Genomic DNA, 13,725 nt, shown 5'->3' on the forward strand with positions numbered 1-13,725 from the left:
GTGATGCTGATAATCTGTTGACTAGCAGTCTGACTCCACAAGCACCCACACGAATTGCTTGATTCAGTTGTTAAAGAGCGGTTGGTCAAGAGCTTTTCGCCTCAACCGAGGCGCGCATTCTACAGCAGCCTCATTTGCTGTCAAGTGATTATTTTCAGAAGTTTTCAAGGAATCCTTAACAACTTCAACCACTTGCGCCTTCGATCTCTCGTCAGCGGGAGGCGAATTCTACAGCGTTACCCGCTGCTGTCAACACCTCTTTTTCAACTTCCTTTCGGCTTCGATGACCTGAAGCAACCCGCTGCCGAAACCCGCATAACTCATTGTTTATCAAGGAGTTTTCCGCTTCGACTGCGCCGGAAGTGGGGCGAATTATAGGCCTCCAGAATCTGCCGTCAACACCTATTTTCACAAAACTGTCATATAGGTCAAAAAAGCCCCGAAAACAAAAAGGCCGACCCAATGGGTCGGCCTTCTACGCCCTTCTACTTATAAGCTAGGAAAGGCGAACTGCGAAGCTTCATGGCTTGCACGCTGCGGCCAGCGCTGAGTGATGGCTTTGCGGCGGGTATAGAAACGCACACCATCCGGGCCATAGGCGTGCAGGTCGCCGAACAGCGAACGCTTCCAGCCGCCGAAGCTGTGATAGGCGACCGGCACCGGCAACGGTACGTTGACGCCAACCATGCCGACTTCGATCTCGTCGCAGAACAACCGCGCCGCTTCCCCGTCGCGGGTGAAGATGCAGGTGCCGTTGCCATACTCGTGATCGTTGATCAGTTGCATGGCTTCTTCCAGGCTGTTGACCCGAACAACGCAAAGCACCGGCCCGAAGATTTCTTCTTTATAGATACGCATCTCTGGCGTGACGTTGTCGAACAGGCAACCACCCAGGAAGAAACCTTCCTCGTGGCCAGCCACGGTCAGACCACGGCCGTCCACGACCAGCGTCGCGCCGGCGGCTACACCGTCTTCTACATAACCGCTGACTTTGTCGCGGGCCTGGCCGGTAACCAGAGGCCCCATGTCCAGACCGCAAGAAGTACCGGCGCCGATTTTCAGCGCCTGGATTTGCGGTACCAGCTTGGCCACCAGCGCGTCTGCCACCTGATCGCCAACGCACACGGCCACCGAGATCGCCATGCAACGCTCACCACAGGAACCGTAAGCGGCGCCCATCAGTGCGCTGACGGCGTTGTCCAGGTCTGCATCCGGCATCAGCACGGCGTGGTTCTTCGCACCGCCCAGGGCCTGAACGCGTTTGCCGCGCTTGGTGCCTTCGGAGTAGATGTACTCGGCAATCGGGGTCGAACCGACAAAGCTCAGCGCTTTGACTTCCGGCGCCTCGATCAGCGCATCCACCGCGGTCTTGTCACCGTGCACCACGCTCAGTACGCCTTTAGGCAGGCCAGCCTCAAGCAGCAACTGGGCGATCAGCAGCGTCGAACTCGGGTCGCGCTCGGACGGCTTGAGGATGAAGCAGTTGCCGCAGACGATCGCCAGCGGGTACATCCACAGTGGCACCATGGCCGGGAAGTTGAACGGAGTGATACCGGCAACCACGCCCAGCGGCTGGAAGTCAGACCAGGCATCAATGTTCGGGCCGACGTTACGGCTGTATTCACCCTTGAGGATTTCCGGGGCCGCACAAGCGAACTCGACATTCTCGATGCCGCGCTTGAGTTCACCGGCCGCATCTTCGAGCGTCTTGCCGTGCTCTTCGCTGATCAGTTGGGCAATACGCGCTTCGTTCTGCTCCAGCAGTTGCTTGAAGCGGAACATCACCTGGGCACGCTTGGCCGCTGGCGTGTTGCGCCAGGCCGGGAACGCAGCCTTGGCCGCATCGATGGCGCTCTGGATGGTTTCGCGGGTCGCCAGCGGCAACTTGTGAATGGCCTGGCCGGTGGACGGGTTGAACACATCAACCGCGCGACCGTTCTCGGTCACCAGTTCGCCATTGATCAAATGCGGAATAACGCTCATGGAAGCTCCTGAAAAGTTGTCCACAGGCGCCCGTTTCGGGACGCCTGTTGTTTGAATGCATATATAGAGGGAGAAATCAGTCGATCTTGCTCAGCACTTCGCCGACCGCGTCGAACAGACGATCCAGGTCCTGTGGCTTGCTGTTGAAGGTTGGGCCGAACTGCAGGGTGTCGCCGCCGAAGCGCACATAGAACCCGGCTTTCCACAGCGCCATGCCGGCTTCGAACGGGCGCACGATGGCGTCGCCGTCACGTGCAGCGATCTGAATCGCGCCGGCCAGGCCGAAGTTGCGGATGTCGATGATGTTCTTGGTGCCTTTCAGGCCGTGCAGCGCATTTTCGAAATGCGGCGCGACTTCGGCCACGCTCTGCACCAGGTTTTCCTTTTGCAGCAGGTCGAGCGCTGCCAGGCCCGCGGCGCAAGCCACCGGGTGCGCGGAATAGGTGTAGCCATGGGGGAATTCAACCGCGTATTCAGGCGTCGGCTGATTCATGAAGGTCTGGTAGATCTCGGAGCTGGCAATCACCGCGCCCATCGGGATCGCGCCGTTGGTGACTTGCTTGGCGATGCACATCAGGTCCGGGGTCACGCCGAAGGTGGTGGCGCCGAACATGGTGCCGGTACGGCCGAAACCGGTGATCACTTCGTCGAACACCAGCAGGATGTTGTGCTGATCGCAGATTTCACGCAGACGCTTGAGGTAACCCTGTGGCGGAACCAGCACGCCAGCGGAGCCAGCCAATGGCTCAACGAATACCGCAGCGATGTTCGACGCATCGTGCAGTTCGATCAGTTTCAGCAGTTCGTCAGCCAGGGCGATACCACCCTGCTCCGGCATGCCACGGGAGTAAGCGTTGCTTGCCAGCAAAGTGTGCGGCAGGTGGTCGACGTCCATCATCGCCTGGCCGAACAGCTTGCGGTTGCCATTGACGCCACCGAGGCTGGTGCCAGCGATGTTCACGCCATGGTAACCACGGGCACGGCCGATCATCTTGGTCTTGGTCGACTGGCCTTTCAGGCGCCAGTAAGCGCGGACCATCTTCACCGCGGTGTCAGCGCACTCGGAGCCCGAGTCGGTGAAGAACACGTGGTTCAGGTTGCCCGGTGTCAGGTCGGTGATTTTCTCAGCCAGCTGGAAGGACAGCGGATGGCCGTACTGGAAGCCTGGCGAGTAATCGAGCGTGCCCAGTTGCTTGGCCACGGCCTCCTGGATTTCCTTGCGGGTGTGCCCGGCGCCACAGGTCCACAGACCCGACAGCGAGTCGTACACCTTGCGCCCCTTGTCGTCGATCAGCCAGCTGCCTTCAGCGCCAACGATCAGACGCGGGTCGCGCTGGAAGTTACGGTTGGCGGTGTAAGGCATCCAGTGAGCATCGAGCTTGAGCTGGCTGGCCAGGGAAGACGGGGCGTTTTCAGGCAAGTTCATGGGCGAAACCTCGCAAGGCAATAAGCGGCGTAAGGATTGAAAACCGTTGTTGCAGCTAAATTGCCACGGGGATAAAGTCGGTGAAATGCAACTTTTCTAATGTTCAGTCAGCCCACTACTAAACTTTTGAGTAACAAGCATGAGCACTCGCCGTCCCGATCCGCTGGCCCAGGTCAGCGACTTTGACATTCGCCTGCTGAGGATCTTTCGCAGCGTGGTGGAATGCGGCGGCTTCTCCGCGGCGGAAACCGTTCTGGGCATCGGTCGCTCGGCGATCAGCCAGCAGATGAGCGATCTGGAGCAACGCCTCGGTTTGCGTCTGTGCCAACGTGGACGCGCCGGGTTTTCCCTGACCGAAGAAGGCCGCGAGGTCTATCAATCGGCGTTGCAACTGTTAAGTGCACTGGAAAGCTTCCGCACCGAGGTCAATGGCCTGCACCAGCACTTGCGCGGTGAATTGATCATTGGTTTGACGGACAACCTGGTCACCCTGCCCCACATGCGCATCACCCATGCCCTCGCGCAATTGAAAGAACGCGGCCCGGATGTTCAGATCCAGATCCGCATGATCGCGCCCAATGAAGTCGAGCAAGGCGTACTCGACGGTCGCCTGCACGTTGGCGTGGTGCCGCAGGCGAGCGCATTGTCGGGGCTGGAGTATCAACCGCTATATAGCGAACGATCACTGCTGTACTGCGCGGTCGGCCATCCACTGTTTTATGTCGACGATAAACAACTGGACGACGGACGCCTGAACAGCCAGGACGCCATCGCGCCCACCTTCCGTTTGCCAGCGGAGATCCAGGCTCACTACCAGGCGCTCAATTGCACCGCCAGCGCCTCGGACCGCGAAGGCATGGCGTTCCTGATCCTGACCGGACGCTATATCGGTTACCTGCCGGACCACTACGCGAGTCTTTGGGTGCAGCAAGGCCGGTTGCGAGCGCTCAAAGCAAAAACGCGCTTCTATGACCTCAGCCTGGCGTCGGTCACACGCAAGGGACGTCGACCGCATCTGGTGCTGGAGAGTTTTCTGGAGAGCCTGGCCGCGACGCGTTAATGATCATTGCGCCACATAAGGACTTGTCTGAAGCCGGTGGGTACGATATCAACGCACTGGCCGTCCCACCCACCCGTTCGGAAGTGCTTATGACCTTTGAAGTCCCAGCCCACGGTGCAAAACCCGTCAGCCGCATTCGTCAGAAAAACGAAGAGACCATCATCAAAGCCGCCGAAGACGAGTTCGCCCGTCACGGGTACAAAGGCACGAGCATGAACACCATCGCCCAGAACGCCGGGCTGCCCAAGGCCAACCTGCATTACTACTTTACCAACAAGCTCGGTTTGTACGTGGCGGTGCTGAGCAACATCATCGAGCTGTGGGACAGCACCTTCAACACCCTCACCGCCGAGGACGATCCGGCCGAAGCCTTGACCCGCTACATCCGCGCGAAAATGGAGTTCTCCCGACGCCAGCCGCAAGCCTCGCGGATCTTTGCCATGGAAGTCATCAGCGGCGGTGAATGCCTGACCGAGTATTTCAACCAGGATTATCGCGCCTGGTTCCAGGGCCGTGCCGGCGTGTTCCAGGCCTGGATCGACGCCGGTAAAATGGACCCGGTCGATCCGGTGCACCTGATCTTCCTGTTGTGGGGCAGCACCCAGCATTACGCCGACTTCGCCACGCAGATCTGCCGTGTCACCGGGCGCACCCGGTTGACCAGGCAAGACATGGAAGACGCCGGGGACAACCTGATCCGCATCATTCTCAAGGGCTGCGGCCTGCAACCTGCCATTTAAGTACTTATGCCCTTTACCCTCAGCGGTTTTTGCGAATACCGCGAAGAGATTCGCAAGAGCCGCTTCATGACCTTTGCCGCGCCCATCTCCAGCCCGGCCGAAGCCCAGGCATTCATTGAACAGCACAGTGACTTGAATGCTTCGCACAACTGCTGGGCGTGGAAGCTCGGCGATCAATATCGCAGCACCGATGATGGCGAGCCCGGCGGTACGGCCGGCCGACCGATTCTGGCGGCGATCGAGGCACAGGATTGCGATCAGGTCGCGGTGCTGGTGATTCGCTGGTATGGCGGCATCCAACTGGGTACCGGGGGGCTCGCCCGGGCCTATGGCGGTGGTGCGAACAAATGCCTGCAAGCGGCGCCAAAAATCGAGCTGATCAGCCGGGTGCCGCTGCGTTGCGCTTGCGGATTTGCCGAGTTGGCCCTGGTCAAGCTGCGAGTGGCGGAGGCAGGTGGATTGGTTGTGGAAGAAACCTTCACCGCCAGCGGTGTCGAGTTGCAGCTGGCCGTGGGGGAAGCGCAAATCGACACCTTGCAGTCACAGCTGGCCGATTTGAGTCGCGGGCGCATTGTGTTGCAGCGCTAAAAGGCTCCGGCACAGGCTGCGATCTTTTGGGGCACGCCGCTTTTTCACTTATTCCATACTTGCCCACATCTGCTGTGCACCCAGCTGTGGATAACCTGAGCACATACCGCTGTAACCCTTCTGTCACGTGGCTTTGCGGACTTTGCTCAATTTTCGTCCAAACTGCCATCAAACACAGTAAATTCAAATAAAAACAAATAGTTACATCGGTTTATCGCCTTTAGAAGAAAGCCACTCAGTGCTTATGCCCATGCTTTGAGCTTGCGCACAAATACTGTGGAGCAATCTGTGGATAACCCGTTCATGGCCGTCGCCGAGCCGTGTACAACACGGCCCGTAGTAATTTGCTCATTTTTTGATCAAAGCCGTACGAGCAAAATCAGGGCTTGATTCTCGGCACTGCCCCCATGTGGTGCCCGGCTCCATGCGACACATTTGAAAGCGGCATGCTCAATGCCTCGGCTCACGCTGGATGGGTGTGAACCCGGTCAAATGTGGGAGCGAGCTTGCTCGCGAAGGCGTCCGAACAGGCAGCGCCTGAACTATGCCCCACGCCAATTCAAAAACCAGGAAAATCACCAATAACGAACTCGCACCATGGGCAAGGGCATAAGCCTGCCAAGCCGAGAACAGGAATCTGGCCACGGCGTCATACCGCCCGAAAATCCGCTGCGGATCACGAATCCGCAACACCGCCCATACGCAGACAATCGACCCCAGCAGATTCGCCATCAGCATGTGCACCGGTTCGAACGGCGGCAGCTCACCGGGCAAATTCAATGCCTGACTCATGCCGGTCAAAATCCCATGCAATGCCGCAAAACTCCACGGCGTGACAAACGCGACCGTCACGATCAGGTCGTACCAGGCACTGCCTTGCACCAGGCGGCGATATTGCGTTGTAGTCCACATCGACATTGCTCCATCAATTCAGGGAGCAACAAGGCTAAAGCCTGGAGTATGCTCCAAGGTCAAGCCCCTTCGAGACGTCATGATGCGCATCGGTGAATTAGCCCAGGCCAGCGCCGTCAGCCGCGACACGCTGCGTTTCTACGAGCAGCGCGGGTTGATCGCGGCGCAACGCAGCGCCAACGGGTATCGCGACTATCCGCCAGAACTGGTGCAGTACATCAAGACCGCTCAACGGCTGGGCTTTACCCTCGGTGAGATCGGCAACAGCGTCGCTGCAATCTGGCAGTCGCCCGATCCCGACAGTGCCGTCACCCAACGGCTGCAAGACAAACTCAAACTGATCGAAGCCCGCATGACCGAACTCGGCGCACTGCGCGATGAGTTGCAACAACGGCTCGGGCAACAGTGTCCATTGAATCCACGACTCTGAATTTTCAAGGAAGCCTCTCATGTCCAAGGCAAAAACCGCACTCATCATCGGAGCCTCCCGGGGGCTTGGCCTCGGGCTGGTTAAAACCCTGTTGGCCGATGGCTGGCAAGTCACCGCCACCGTGCGCAATCCGCAAAAGGCCGAAGCCTTGCAGGCCCTGGGCAAGGTGCGGATCGAAACGCTCGACATGGACGATCAGCAAGCGGTGTCTGCCCTGAGCCAACAACTCAAGGGCGATGTGTTTGACCTGTTGTTCGTCAATGCCGGGGTCAAAGGGCCGGATGTCCAGACACCGAACGGTGGCGCGACGATGGCCGACGTCGGCCAGCTGTTTTTCACCAATGCCGTGGCACCGATCAACCTGGCCCAGCGTTTTGTCGAGCACATCCGCCTGGATACCGGCGTGTTGGCATTCATGAGTTCAGTGCTGGGCAGCGTGACCATGCCCGATGCGCCGGAACTGGCACTGTACAAGGCCAGCAAGGCGGCGCTGAACTCGATGACCAATAGCTTCGTCACTCAACTGGGCGAAACCAGGCTCACCGTGCTGTCGCTGCACCCGGGCTGGGTGAAAACCGACATGGGCGGCGAAGGTGCGGACATCGACGTCGAAACCAGCACCCGTGGCCTGGTTGATCAGGTGAATGCGTATATCGGTAAGGGCGGGCACCATTTCATCAATTACAGGGGCGAGACCATTCCCTGGTAATACCACCGGATTGGCATCTGCCTGTCGGGCCGGGCTTGCCCGTCAGGCAGATTTGATCGAAACTGCGCACCTCGCCTCCCCGGCGACCCTGGATCAGCAGACAGGGCAACACTGAGCTGGCAACCCTGAACCCAACTTTCAGAGGAGCCGGCCAACATGCCTGCGACCCGTACCTGGTTAAAAAATCCCCTCGCCATTTTCACGGCCAACGGTCTCGATGCCCGTGGCGGTCTGGTGCTGCAAGACGGCTTGATCGTCGAAGTGCTGGGCGTTGACCAGCAGCCGTCCACCTCCTGCAATGAAGTGTTCGATGCCAGCGAGCATGTGATCCTGCCGGGTCTGATCAACACCCATCATCACTTCTATCAAACCCTGACCCGCGCCTGGGCGCCGGTGGTCAATCAGCCGCTGTTCCCGTGGCTGAAAACCCTGTACCCGGTCTGGGCACGCCTGACCCCGGAAAAACTCGCCCTCGCCACCAAAGTTGCGCTGGCTGAATTGCTGCTGTCCGGCTGCACCACCGCGGCCGACCATCACTACCTATTCCCGGAAGGCCTTGAAAATGCCATCGACGTACAGGTCGAGAGCGTTCGCGAACTGGGCATGCGCGCCATGCTCACCCGCGGTTCCATGAGCCTTGGCGAAAAGGACGGTGGCCTGCCGCCGCAACAGACCGTGCAGGAAGGCGAAGTGATCCTCGCCGATAGCCAGCGGCTGATCGCCGAGTACCACGAACGCGGTGATGGTGCGCAAATCCAGATCGCCCTGGCACCGTGCTCGCCGTTTTCGGTGACGCCGCAAATCATGTCGGCCAGCGCCGAGCTGGCGAACAAACTCGATGTGCGCCTGCACACCCACCTGGCGGAAACCCTCGACGAAGAAGACTTCTGTCTGCAACGCTTCGGCCTGCGCACCGTGGACTATCTGGACAGTGTTGGCTGGCTCGGCCCGCGCACCTGGCTGGCCCACGGCATCCATTTCAACCCGGATGAAATCGCCCGCCTCGGCGCCGCCGGCACCGGTATTTGCCATTGCCCGAGCTCGAACATGCGCCTGGCCTCGGGCATCTGCCCGAGCATCGAGCTGACCGATGCCGGTGCCTTGCTTGGCTTGGGGGTGGATGGCTCGGCGTCCAACGATGCTTCGAACATGATGCTCGAAGCGCGTCAGGCCCTGTACATCCAGCGCCTGCGCTACGGCGCCGAGAAGATCACCCCGGAACGCGTACTCGGCTGGGCGACCAAAGGTTCGGCCAGTCTGTTGGGACGTACCGATATCGGTGAACTGGCCGTGGGCAAGCAGGCCGACCTGGCCCTGTTCAAGCTCGATGAACTGCGTTTCTCCGGTAGCCACGATCCGGTCTCGGCACTGCTGCTGTGCGGCGCCGATCGCGCGGATCGGGTAATGGTCGGCGGCAAGTGGCGAGTGATTGACGGGCAGGTCGAGGGCCTCGACTTGAAAGGGTTGATCGCTGATCACAGCCAGGCGGCGCGACAGCTTATCGCAGGCGTCTGACACCACACCGATTAAAACGGCGGGGTGGCGCTAACGTTTCGTTTTGCTTTAGCGCACCAGTGAGTGGCAGCTGTGCAGCGCCATGCACTTTTATCGCACTTCAAGGACCTGTCGCGAGCAGGCTCGCTGCCACAGAGACCGCGGTACTTTTGTGGAAGCGAGCCTGCTCGCGATGGCATCACCGCGACTCCAGATTTTTGTTGTCCTGTTGGTCAGCAGTTTGCATTGCCCTGTGCAAGCCAAAGAGCCCAGCCAACCTCACGACAAAATGGAGTCCGAATTCATGCACAACTGTCCGTTGAAGAAGCTGCTTTGCACCGTTGCGGCGGCCATCGGCCTGAGCGCAATCCTCACTGCCGGTGCCAGCAACCCACTGAAAGTCGGCTTCGTCGCCTCGTTCCCGATCCCGGAAGTGATCCGCGACATCAACGCGTTGATCGATCAGGGCGTGGACGTGGTGTTCCAGCACACCGACAGCCCCGCGCCAATCCAGGCCGCCGAACGTCGCGGCGTGTATGCCGTGGGCTACGCCTCGGACATGGCGTACTTCGGACCGAAAGCGGTGCTGACCTCCATCGTCAACAAGTGGGCCCCGCTCTACATTCAGGCTGCCCAAGGTGTAATCGACCATGACTGGAAATTCCGGGATTACTGGGATGCCTCGAAGGAGGGTACGGCGGAACTGGCGTCGATGAATGACTACGTGGAAGACATGAAGGCCGAAATACCGAAGTAACTCTTCAGCCCCCCCTGTGGGAACTCGCGCCTACAAAGGTTTTTGCGAGCGTCTTAAGTAAACAACTCCGACGCCAGGCTCGCCGCCGACAACTCCTCGGCGTACGCCAGCAATAACGGCGCCAGCTCATGCAGCCGCGCCCCCGGCATCCGCGCGCTCGGCCCGGCGACGCTGAGCACGCCGATCACCCGCCCATCGGCAGGATGGCGCACCACCGCCGCAATGGCTGAAGTCCCCACCGCCGAACTTTCCTCGACGCAGGCGTAGCCCTGCTCCCGCGCCAGGCGCAGGCGTTCGAGCAATTCGATGTTGGAGCGCGGCGCGTTCGGCCCCACATGGTCCGGCACCTGCGCGTCCTGCCGCTCCACCAGCGACAAGGCTTCGGCATCGCTCATGCACGCCAGCCACGCATGTCCCGAGGCGGTGTAAAACAATGGCGCATCGCGGCCCATGTCCGGGTCGTAACGCAGACCGGAGCGAGCGCCCTGGGATTTGGCGATCCAGGTCTGACGCTCGCCGTCGATCACGCCGAGGCGCACCAGTTCGCCGGTTTCCTGAGCCAGTCGGTCAAGCACCGGCTGCACGATATCGGCACCGCTGCTCGACAGGTAACGGAAGCCCATCGCCACCAGTTTGGTGGAGAGGTGATAGCGCAAATTCTCCGGGTTCTGCCGCACGTAACCGAGGCGGATCAGCTCAGCCAACAGGCGATGGGTCGCACTCTTGGGGATATCCAGTTGCTCCGCCAGAGTCTGCATCGGCAGACCACGGGGATCGCTGGTGAGGCTTTCGAGCACACTGAAAACACGTTCGATCTGACTGCCGGCCATGGTCACTTCCACACAAAATTTGCTCGATTCTAGAAGACATCCGGTCGAATGCAAAATCTGGAACTGATCGTTCGATAACCGCCCGTTTTATGCCATCAAGACTTTTCCGGCCTCTTCTGACTCTTATATTTTATGGAACAAGATTCCAAAAAATAAAACACCGGAGTTCAAACAATGCCTGCCCAAGCGCACTTCCTTCCCGACATCGACTGCGATGTGCTGATCGTTGGTTCCGGTGCGGCGGGACTGTCGGCGGCCGTGACCGCCGCGTGGCACGGACTGAAAGTCATCGTGGCAGAAAAGGACCCCGTGTTCGGCGGCGCCACGGCCTGGTCCGGCGGCTGGGCCTGGGTGCCTTGCAACCCGTTGGCCCGACGCGCGGGCATCGTCGAAGACGTTGAACGGCCTCGCACTTATCTGAAACACGAACTGGGCGAACGCTTTGATCCGGCGATGATCGACGCTTTCCTGGAGGCCGGCCCGCGAATGGTGTCGTTCTTCGAGCAGCACACCACACTGCAATTCGCCGACGGTAACGCCATTGCCGACATTCATGGCGACACGCCCGGGGCAGGCACCGGTGGACGCTCAGTGATCGCCGCCCCCTACGACGCACGAAAAGTCGGCAAGTTGCTCAAGCGTCTTCGCAAAACCATGCGGGAAACATCGTTCATGGGCATGCCGATCATGGCGGGGGCGGATCTCACGGCATTCCTCAACCTGACCCGCTCACTGTCGGCGGCCTGGCACGTTACGCGGCGCTTCAGCCGTCACCTGTTCGACCTCGCCGTACATGGCCGGGCGATGCAACTGGTCAACGGTGTGGCACTGGTGGCGCGCCTGGCAAAATCCGCGGACGACCTCGGCGTGCTGCTCTGGGAATCCGCGCCCGTGACCCGATTGCTGCGCGAGAACGATCAGGTACGAGGTGCGGTAGTCAGTACCGCCAAAGGCTCGGTGCGCATCCATGCACGCAAGGGCGTAGTGCTCGCGGCGGGTGGTTTCGCCAATGACATCGAGCGCCGCAAGGCGCTGTTCCCCCGTACACCGACCGGACATGAGCATCTGGCCTTGCCGCCCCTCGGTGTTTGCGGCGACGGCCTGCGCCTGGGCGAAAGTGCCGGTGCCCGGGTGAATACCAACATGGCGTCTGCCGTCGCCTGGGCGCCGGTTTCTCAAGTGCCGCACAGCGACGGCAGCACGGGACACTTCCCGCATATCATCGAGCGTGGCAAACCAGGCATCATCGGTGTGCTGAGCAACGGCCAGCGCTTCGTCAATGAAGCCAACGGCTACTACGACTACGTAACGGCCATGGTCGCCGCCGCCCCACCGCATGAAGAAGTGGCGTCGTGGCTGATCTGCACCCATGGCTTTCAGCGCCGTTATGGCCTGGGCATCTCTCGGCCATTTCCGGTGCCGCTGTCGCCCTTCATCCGCAGCGGCTATCTGAAAACCGGTAACACGCTCGAGGAATTGGCTGCAGCCTGCGGGATCGACCCGAACGGCTTGCGCACCACCGTGTCGGACTACAACCGCCATGCGCGCAACGGCGAGGACCCACAGTTCGGTCGTGGTTCCACGCCCTACAACCGCAAACAGGGTGACGCATTACAACAACCCAACCCATGCGTCGCGCCAATCGAACAAGGTCCGTTCTATGCCGTGAAGGTCCAGCCGGGCTGCTTCGGCACCTTCGCCGGGCTCAAGGTCAACCCACATGCCCAGGTCCTGGACGACGCGGCGCAGCCCATCGCCGGGCTGTATGCGGCGGGCGGCGACATGGCAAGCATCATGGGCGGTCATTACCCCGCTGGCGGCATCAATCTTGGCCCGGCGCTGACCTTCGGTTACATCGCCGCGCGCCATATCGCAGGCGCCACTGCTTATGAAAAGGAGATCGACCATGCAGCACATCGTTAACGCACAGGGTTTGAACATGCCGAAACTTGGTCTCGGCACCTGGCCAATGCTCGGCGAGGAATGCACCCGTGCGGTGGCTCAGGCTCTGGCCCTGGGATATCGGCACATCGACACGGCAGCGGCCTACAACAACGAAGACGCTGTCGGACAGGCACTGGCGAACAGCCCGATACCCCGCGAGCAAATCCATGTCACGACCAAAGTCTGGTGGGACCAACTGCAACCCGACACCATGCGCCACTCCATGGACCGTAGCCTCAAAGCCCTGCGCAGCGAATACGTCGACCTGTTCATGCTCCATTGGCCAACCACCGACTGGGATTTGCCGCGCACCATCGACACCCTGGTGTCATTCAAGGAACAAGGCCTGGCGCGCAACATTGGCGTGGCGAACTTTCCGCTGCCTCTGCTACGCAAAGTCGTCGAAGAACTGGGAGCGCCCCTGTCGGCGATCCAGGTCGAGTACCACGTGCTGCTCGGACAAAACGCCCTGCTCAACTACGCCCGTCAACACGATCTTGCGCTGACGGCCTACACGCCACTGGCACGCAACAAGGTGTCGCAGACTCCGGCCATTCGGCAGATCGCCGCGAAACACGGCGTACTGCCGACCCAGGTCGCGCTTAAATGGCTGCTCGATCAACCCAATGTGGCCGCGATCCCCAAGGCCAGCAGCGAGGCCAATCAACTGGCCAATCTTTCGGCGCTGGATGTGCAACTGGATGACAAAGACCGTGCCTTGATCGCCAGCCTGTCCAAATGCGAGCGGCAGGTCAGCCCGGACTTTGCGCCGGTGTGGGATGCATTCGACGAATAATCCGCAAGACCGGCGATCATCTTCACGATAAAAACCCGTCATCAGACGGAATTCGC

12 protein-coding genes and 1 pseudogene are annotated in these 13,725 nt (G+C 60.2%); 9 read left to right on the plus strand and 4 right to left on the minus strand.

Annotation, left to right across the window (positions count from 1 at the left end; all coding sequences use genetic code 11):
- Nucleotides 1-489 precede the first annotated feature (489 nt).
- On the minus strand, nucleotides 490-1,983 hold the full coding sequence (locus tag CAF65_RS21520) for a CoA-acylating methylmalonate-semialdehyde dehydrogenase (RefSeq protein WP_085718111.1): 1,494 nt from the start codon (nucleotides 1,981-1,983) through the stop codon (nucleotides 490-492).
- A 76-nt stretch (nucleotides 1,984-2,059) separates the two neighbouring features.
- A complete protein-coding gene (locus CAF65_RS21525) occupies nucleotides 2,060-3,409 on the minus strand; it encodes an aspartate aminotransferase family protein (protein WP_085718112.1) in 1,350 nt (449 codons plus the stop codon).
- Between the two features lie 139 nt (nucleotides 3,410-3,548).
- On the opposite strand from CAF65_RS21525, the gene CAF65_RS21530 reads away from it, so the two are divergent.
- From CAF65_RS21530 to CAF65_RS21540, 3 genes are all read left to right on the plus strand, one after another.
- On the plus strand, nucleotides 3,549-4,469 hold the full coding sequence (locus CAF65_RS21530) for a LysR family transcriptional regulator (RefSeq protein WP_008021909.1): 921 nt from the start codon (nucleotides 3,549-3,551) through the stop codon (nucleotides 4,467-4,469).
- An 89-nt stretch (nucleotides 4,470-4,558) separates the two neighbouring features.
- Complete coding sequence (locus CAF65_RS21535) at nucleotides 4,559-5,209, plus strand: TetR/AcrR family transcriptional regulator (protein ID WP_085718236.1); 651 nt, start codon at nucleotides 4,559-4,561, stop codon at nucleotides 5,207-5,209.
- Between the two features lie 6 nt (nucleotides 5,210-5,215).
- Entirely contained in the window at nucleotides 5,216-5,797 is a 582-nt protein-coding gene (locus CAF65_RS21540; protein ID WP_085718113.1) for a YigZ family protein, read from the plus strand.
- Nucleotides 5,798-6,247: 450 nt separating this feature from the next.
- Here CAF65_RS21540 and CAF65_RS21545 read toward each other — a convergent pair whose 3' ends face one another.
- Nucleotides 6,248-6,709, minus strand: a complete 462-nt coding sequence (locus CAF65_RS21545; RefSeq protein ID WP_085718114.1) for a hypothetical protein — start codon at nucleotides 6,707-6,709, stop codon at nucleotides 6,248-6,250.
- An 82-nt stretch (nucleotides 6,710-6,791) separates the two neighbouring features.
- On the opposite strand from CAF65_RS21545, the gene CAF65_RS21550 reads away from it, so the two are divergent.
- The 4 genes and pseudogenes from CAF65_RS21550 to CAF65_RS28890 form a co-directional block, all read left to right on the plus strand.
- A complete protein-coding gene (locus CAF65_RS21550) occupies nucleotides 6,792-7,139 on the plus strand; it encodes a MerR family DNA-binding transcriptional regulator (protein WP_085718237.1) in 348 nt (115 codons plus the stop codon).
- A 19-nt stretch (nucleotides 7,140-7,158) separates the two neighbouring features.
- Nucleotides 7,159-7,848: an SDR family oxidoreductase gene (locus CAF65_RS21555; RefSeq protein ID WP_085718115.1), complete on the plus strand. Its 690-nt coding sequence runs from the start codon at nucleotides 7,159-7,161 to the stop codon at nucleotides 7,846-7,848.
- Nucleotides 7,849-8,004: 156 nt separating this feature from the next.
- The gene (locus CAF65_RS21560) at nucleotides 8,005-9,363 is read left to right on the plus strand and encodes an 8-oxoguanine deaminase (protein WP_085718116.1); all 1,359 of its coding nucleotides are present in this window, start codon (nucleotides 8,005-8,007) and stop codon (nucleotides 9,361-9,363) included.
- A gap of 337 nt (nucleotides 9,364-9,700) precedes the next feature.
- Nucleotides 9,701-10,099: pseudogene (locus tag CAF65_RS28890) on the plus strand (BMP family ABC transporter substrate-binding protein); the annotation flags it as partial.
- Nucleotides 10,100-10,152: 53 nt separating this feature from the next.
- Here the strand turns inward: CAF65_RS28890 and CAF65_RS21570 are convergent.
- Nucleotides 10,153-10,929, minus strand: a complete 777-nt coding sequence (locus tag CAF65_RS21570) for an IclR family transcriptional regulator (protein ID WP_085718118.1) — start codon at nucleotides 10,927-10,929, stop codon at nucleotides 10,153-10,155.
- Between the two features lie 174 nt (nucleotides 10,930-11,103).
- Here CAF65_RS21570 and CAF65_RS21575 point away from each other — a divergent pair, with 174 nt between their 5' ends.
- Entirely contained in the window at nucleotides 11,104-12,852 is a 1,749-nt protein-coding gene (locus tag CAF65_RS21575; protein WP_085718119.1) for an FAD-dependent oxidoreductase, read from the plus strand.
- Nucleotides 12,836-13,669 (plus strand): aldo/keto reductase, encoded by an 834-nt coding sequence (locus tag CAF65_RS21580; RefSeq protein WP_085718120.1) that lies wholly within the window; start codon nucleotides 12,836-12,838, stop codon nucleotides 13,667-13,669. Before CAF65_RS21575 ends, CAF65_RS21580 begins: the two co-directional genes overlap by 17 nt.
- The last annotated feature ends 56 nt before the right edge of the window (nucleotides 13,670-13,725 follow it).

Source organism: Pseudomonas sp. B28(2017) (assembly GCF_002113025.1).
In the GTDB taxonomy this organism is placed as follows: Bacteria; Pseudomonadota; Gammaproteobacteria; order Pseudomonadales; family Pseudomonadaceae; genus Aquipseudomonas.

Bases quoted from the DNA above. Each gene is read 5' to 3' on its own strand.
- CAF65_RS21520 (WP_085718111.1), bottom strand. From the start codon at position 1,983: ATGAGCGTTATTCCGCATTTGATCAATGGCGAACTGGTGACCGAGAAC.
- CAF65_RS21525 (WP_085718112.1), bottom strand. From the start codon at position 3,409: ATGAACTTGCCTGAAAACGCCCCGTCTTCCCTGGCCAGCCAGCTCAAG.
- CAF65_RS21530 (WP_008021909.1), top strand. From the start codon at position 3,549: ATGAGCACTCGCCGTCCCGATCCGCTGGCCCAGGTCAGCGACTTTGAC.
- CAF65_RS21535 (WP_085718236.1), top strand. From the start codon at position 4,559: ATGACCTTTGAAGTCCCAGCCCACGGTGCAAAACCCGTCAGCCGCATT.
- CAF65_RS21540 (WP_085718113.1), top strand. From the start codon at position 5,216: ATGCCCTTTACCCTCAGCGGTTTTTGCGAATACCGCGAAGAGATTCGC.
- CAF65_RS21545 (WP_085718114.1), bottom strand. From the start codon at position 6,709: ATGTGGACTACAACGCAATATCGCCGCCTGGTGCAAGGCAGTGCCTGG.
- CAF65_RS21550 (WP_085718237.1), top strand. From the start codon at position 6,792: ATGCGCATCGGTGAATTAGCCCAGGCCAGCGCCGTCAGCCGCGACACG.
- CAF65_RS21555 (WP_085718115.1), top strand. From the start codon at position 7,159: ATGTCCAAGGCAAAAACCGCACTCATCATCGGAGCCTCCCGGGGGCTT.
- CAF65_RS21560 (WP_085718116.1), top strand. From the start codon at position 8,005: ATGCCTGCGACCCGTACCTGGTTAAAAAATCCCCTCGCCATTTTCACG.
- CAF65_RS21570 (WP_085718118.1), bottom strand. From the start codon at position 10,929: ATGGCCGGCAGTCAGATCGAACGTGTTTTCAGTGTGCTCGAAAGCCTC.
- CAF65_RS21575 (WP_085718119.1), top strand. From the start codon at position 11,104: ATGCCTGCCCAAGCGCACTTCCTTCCCGACATCGACTGCGATGTGCTG.
- CAF65_RS21580 (WP_085718120.1), top strand. From the start codon at position 12,836: ATGCAGCACATCGTTAACGCACAGGGTTTGAACATGCCGAAACTTGGT.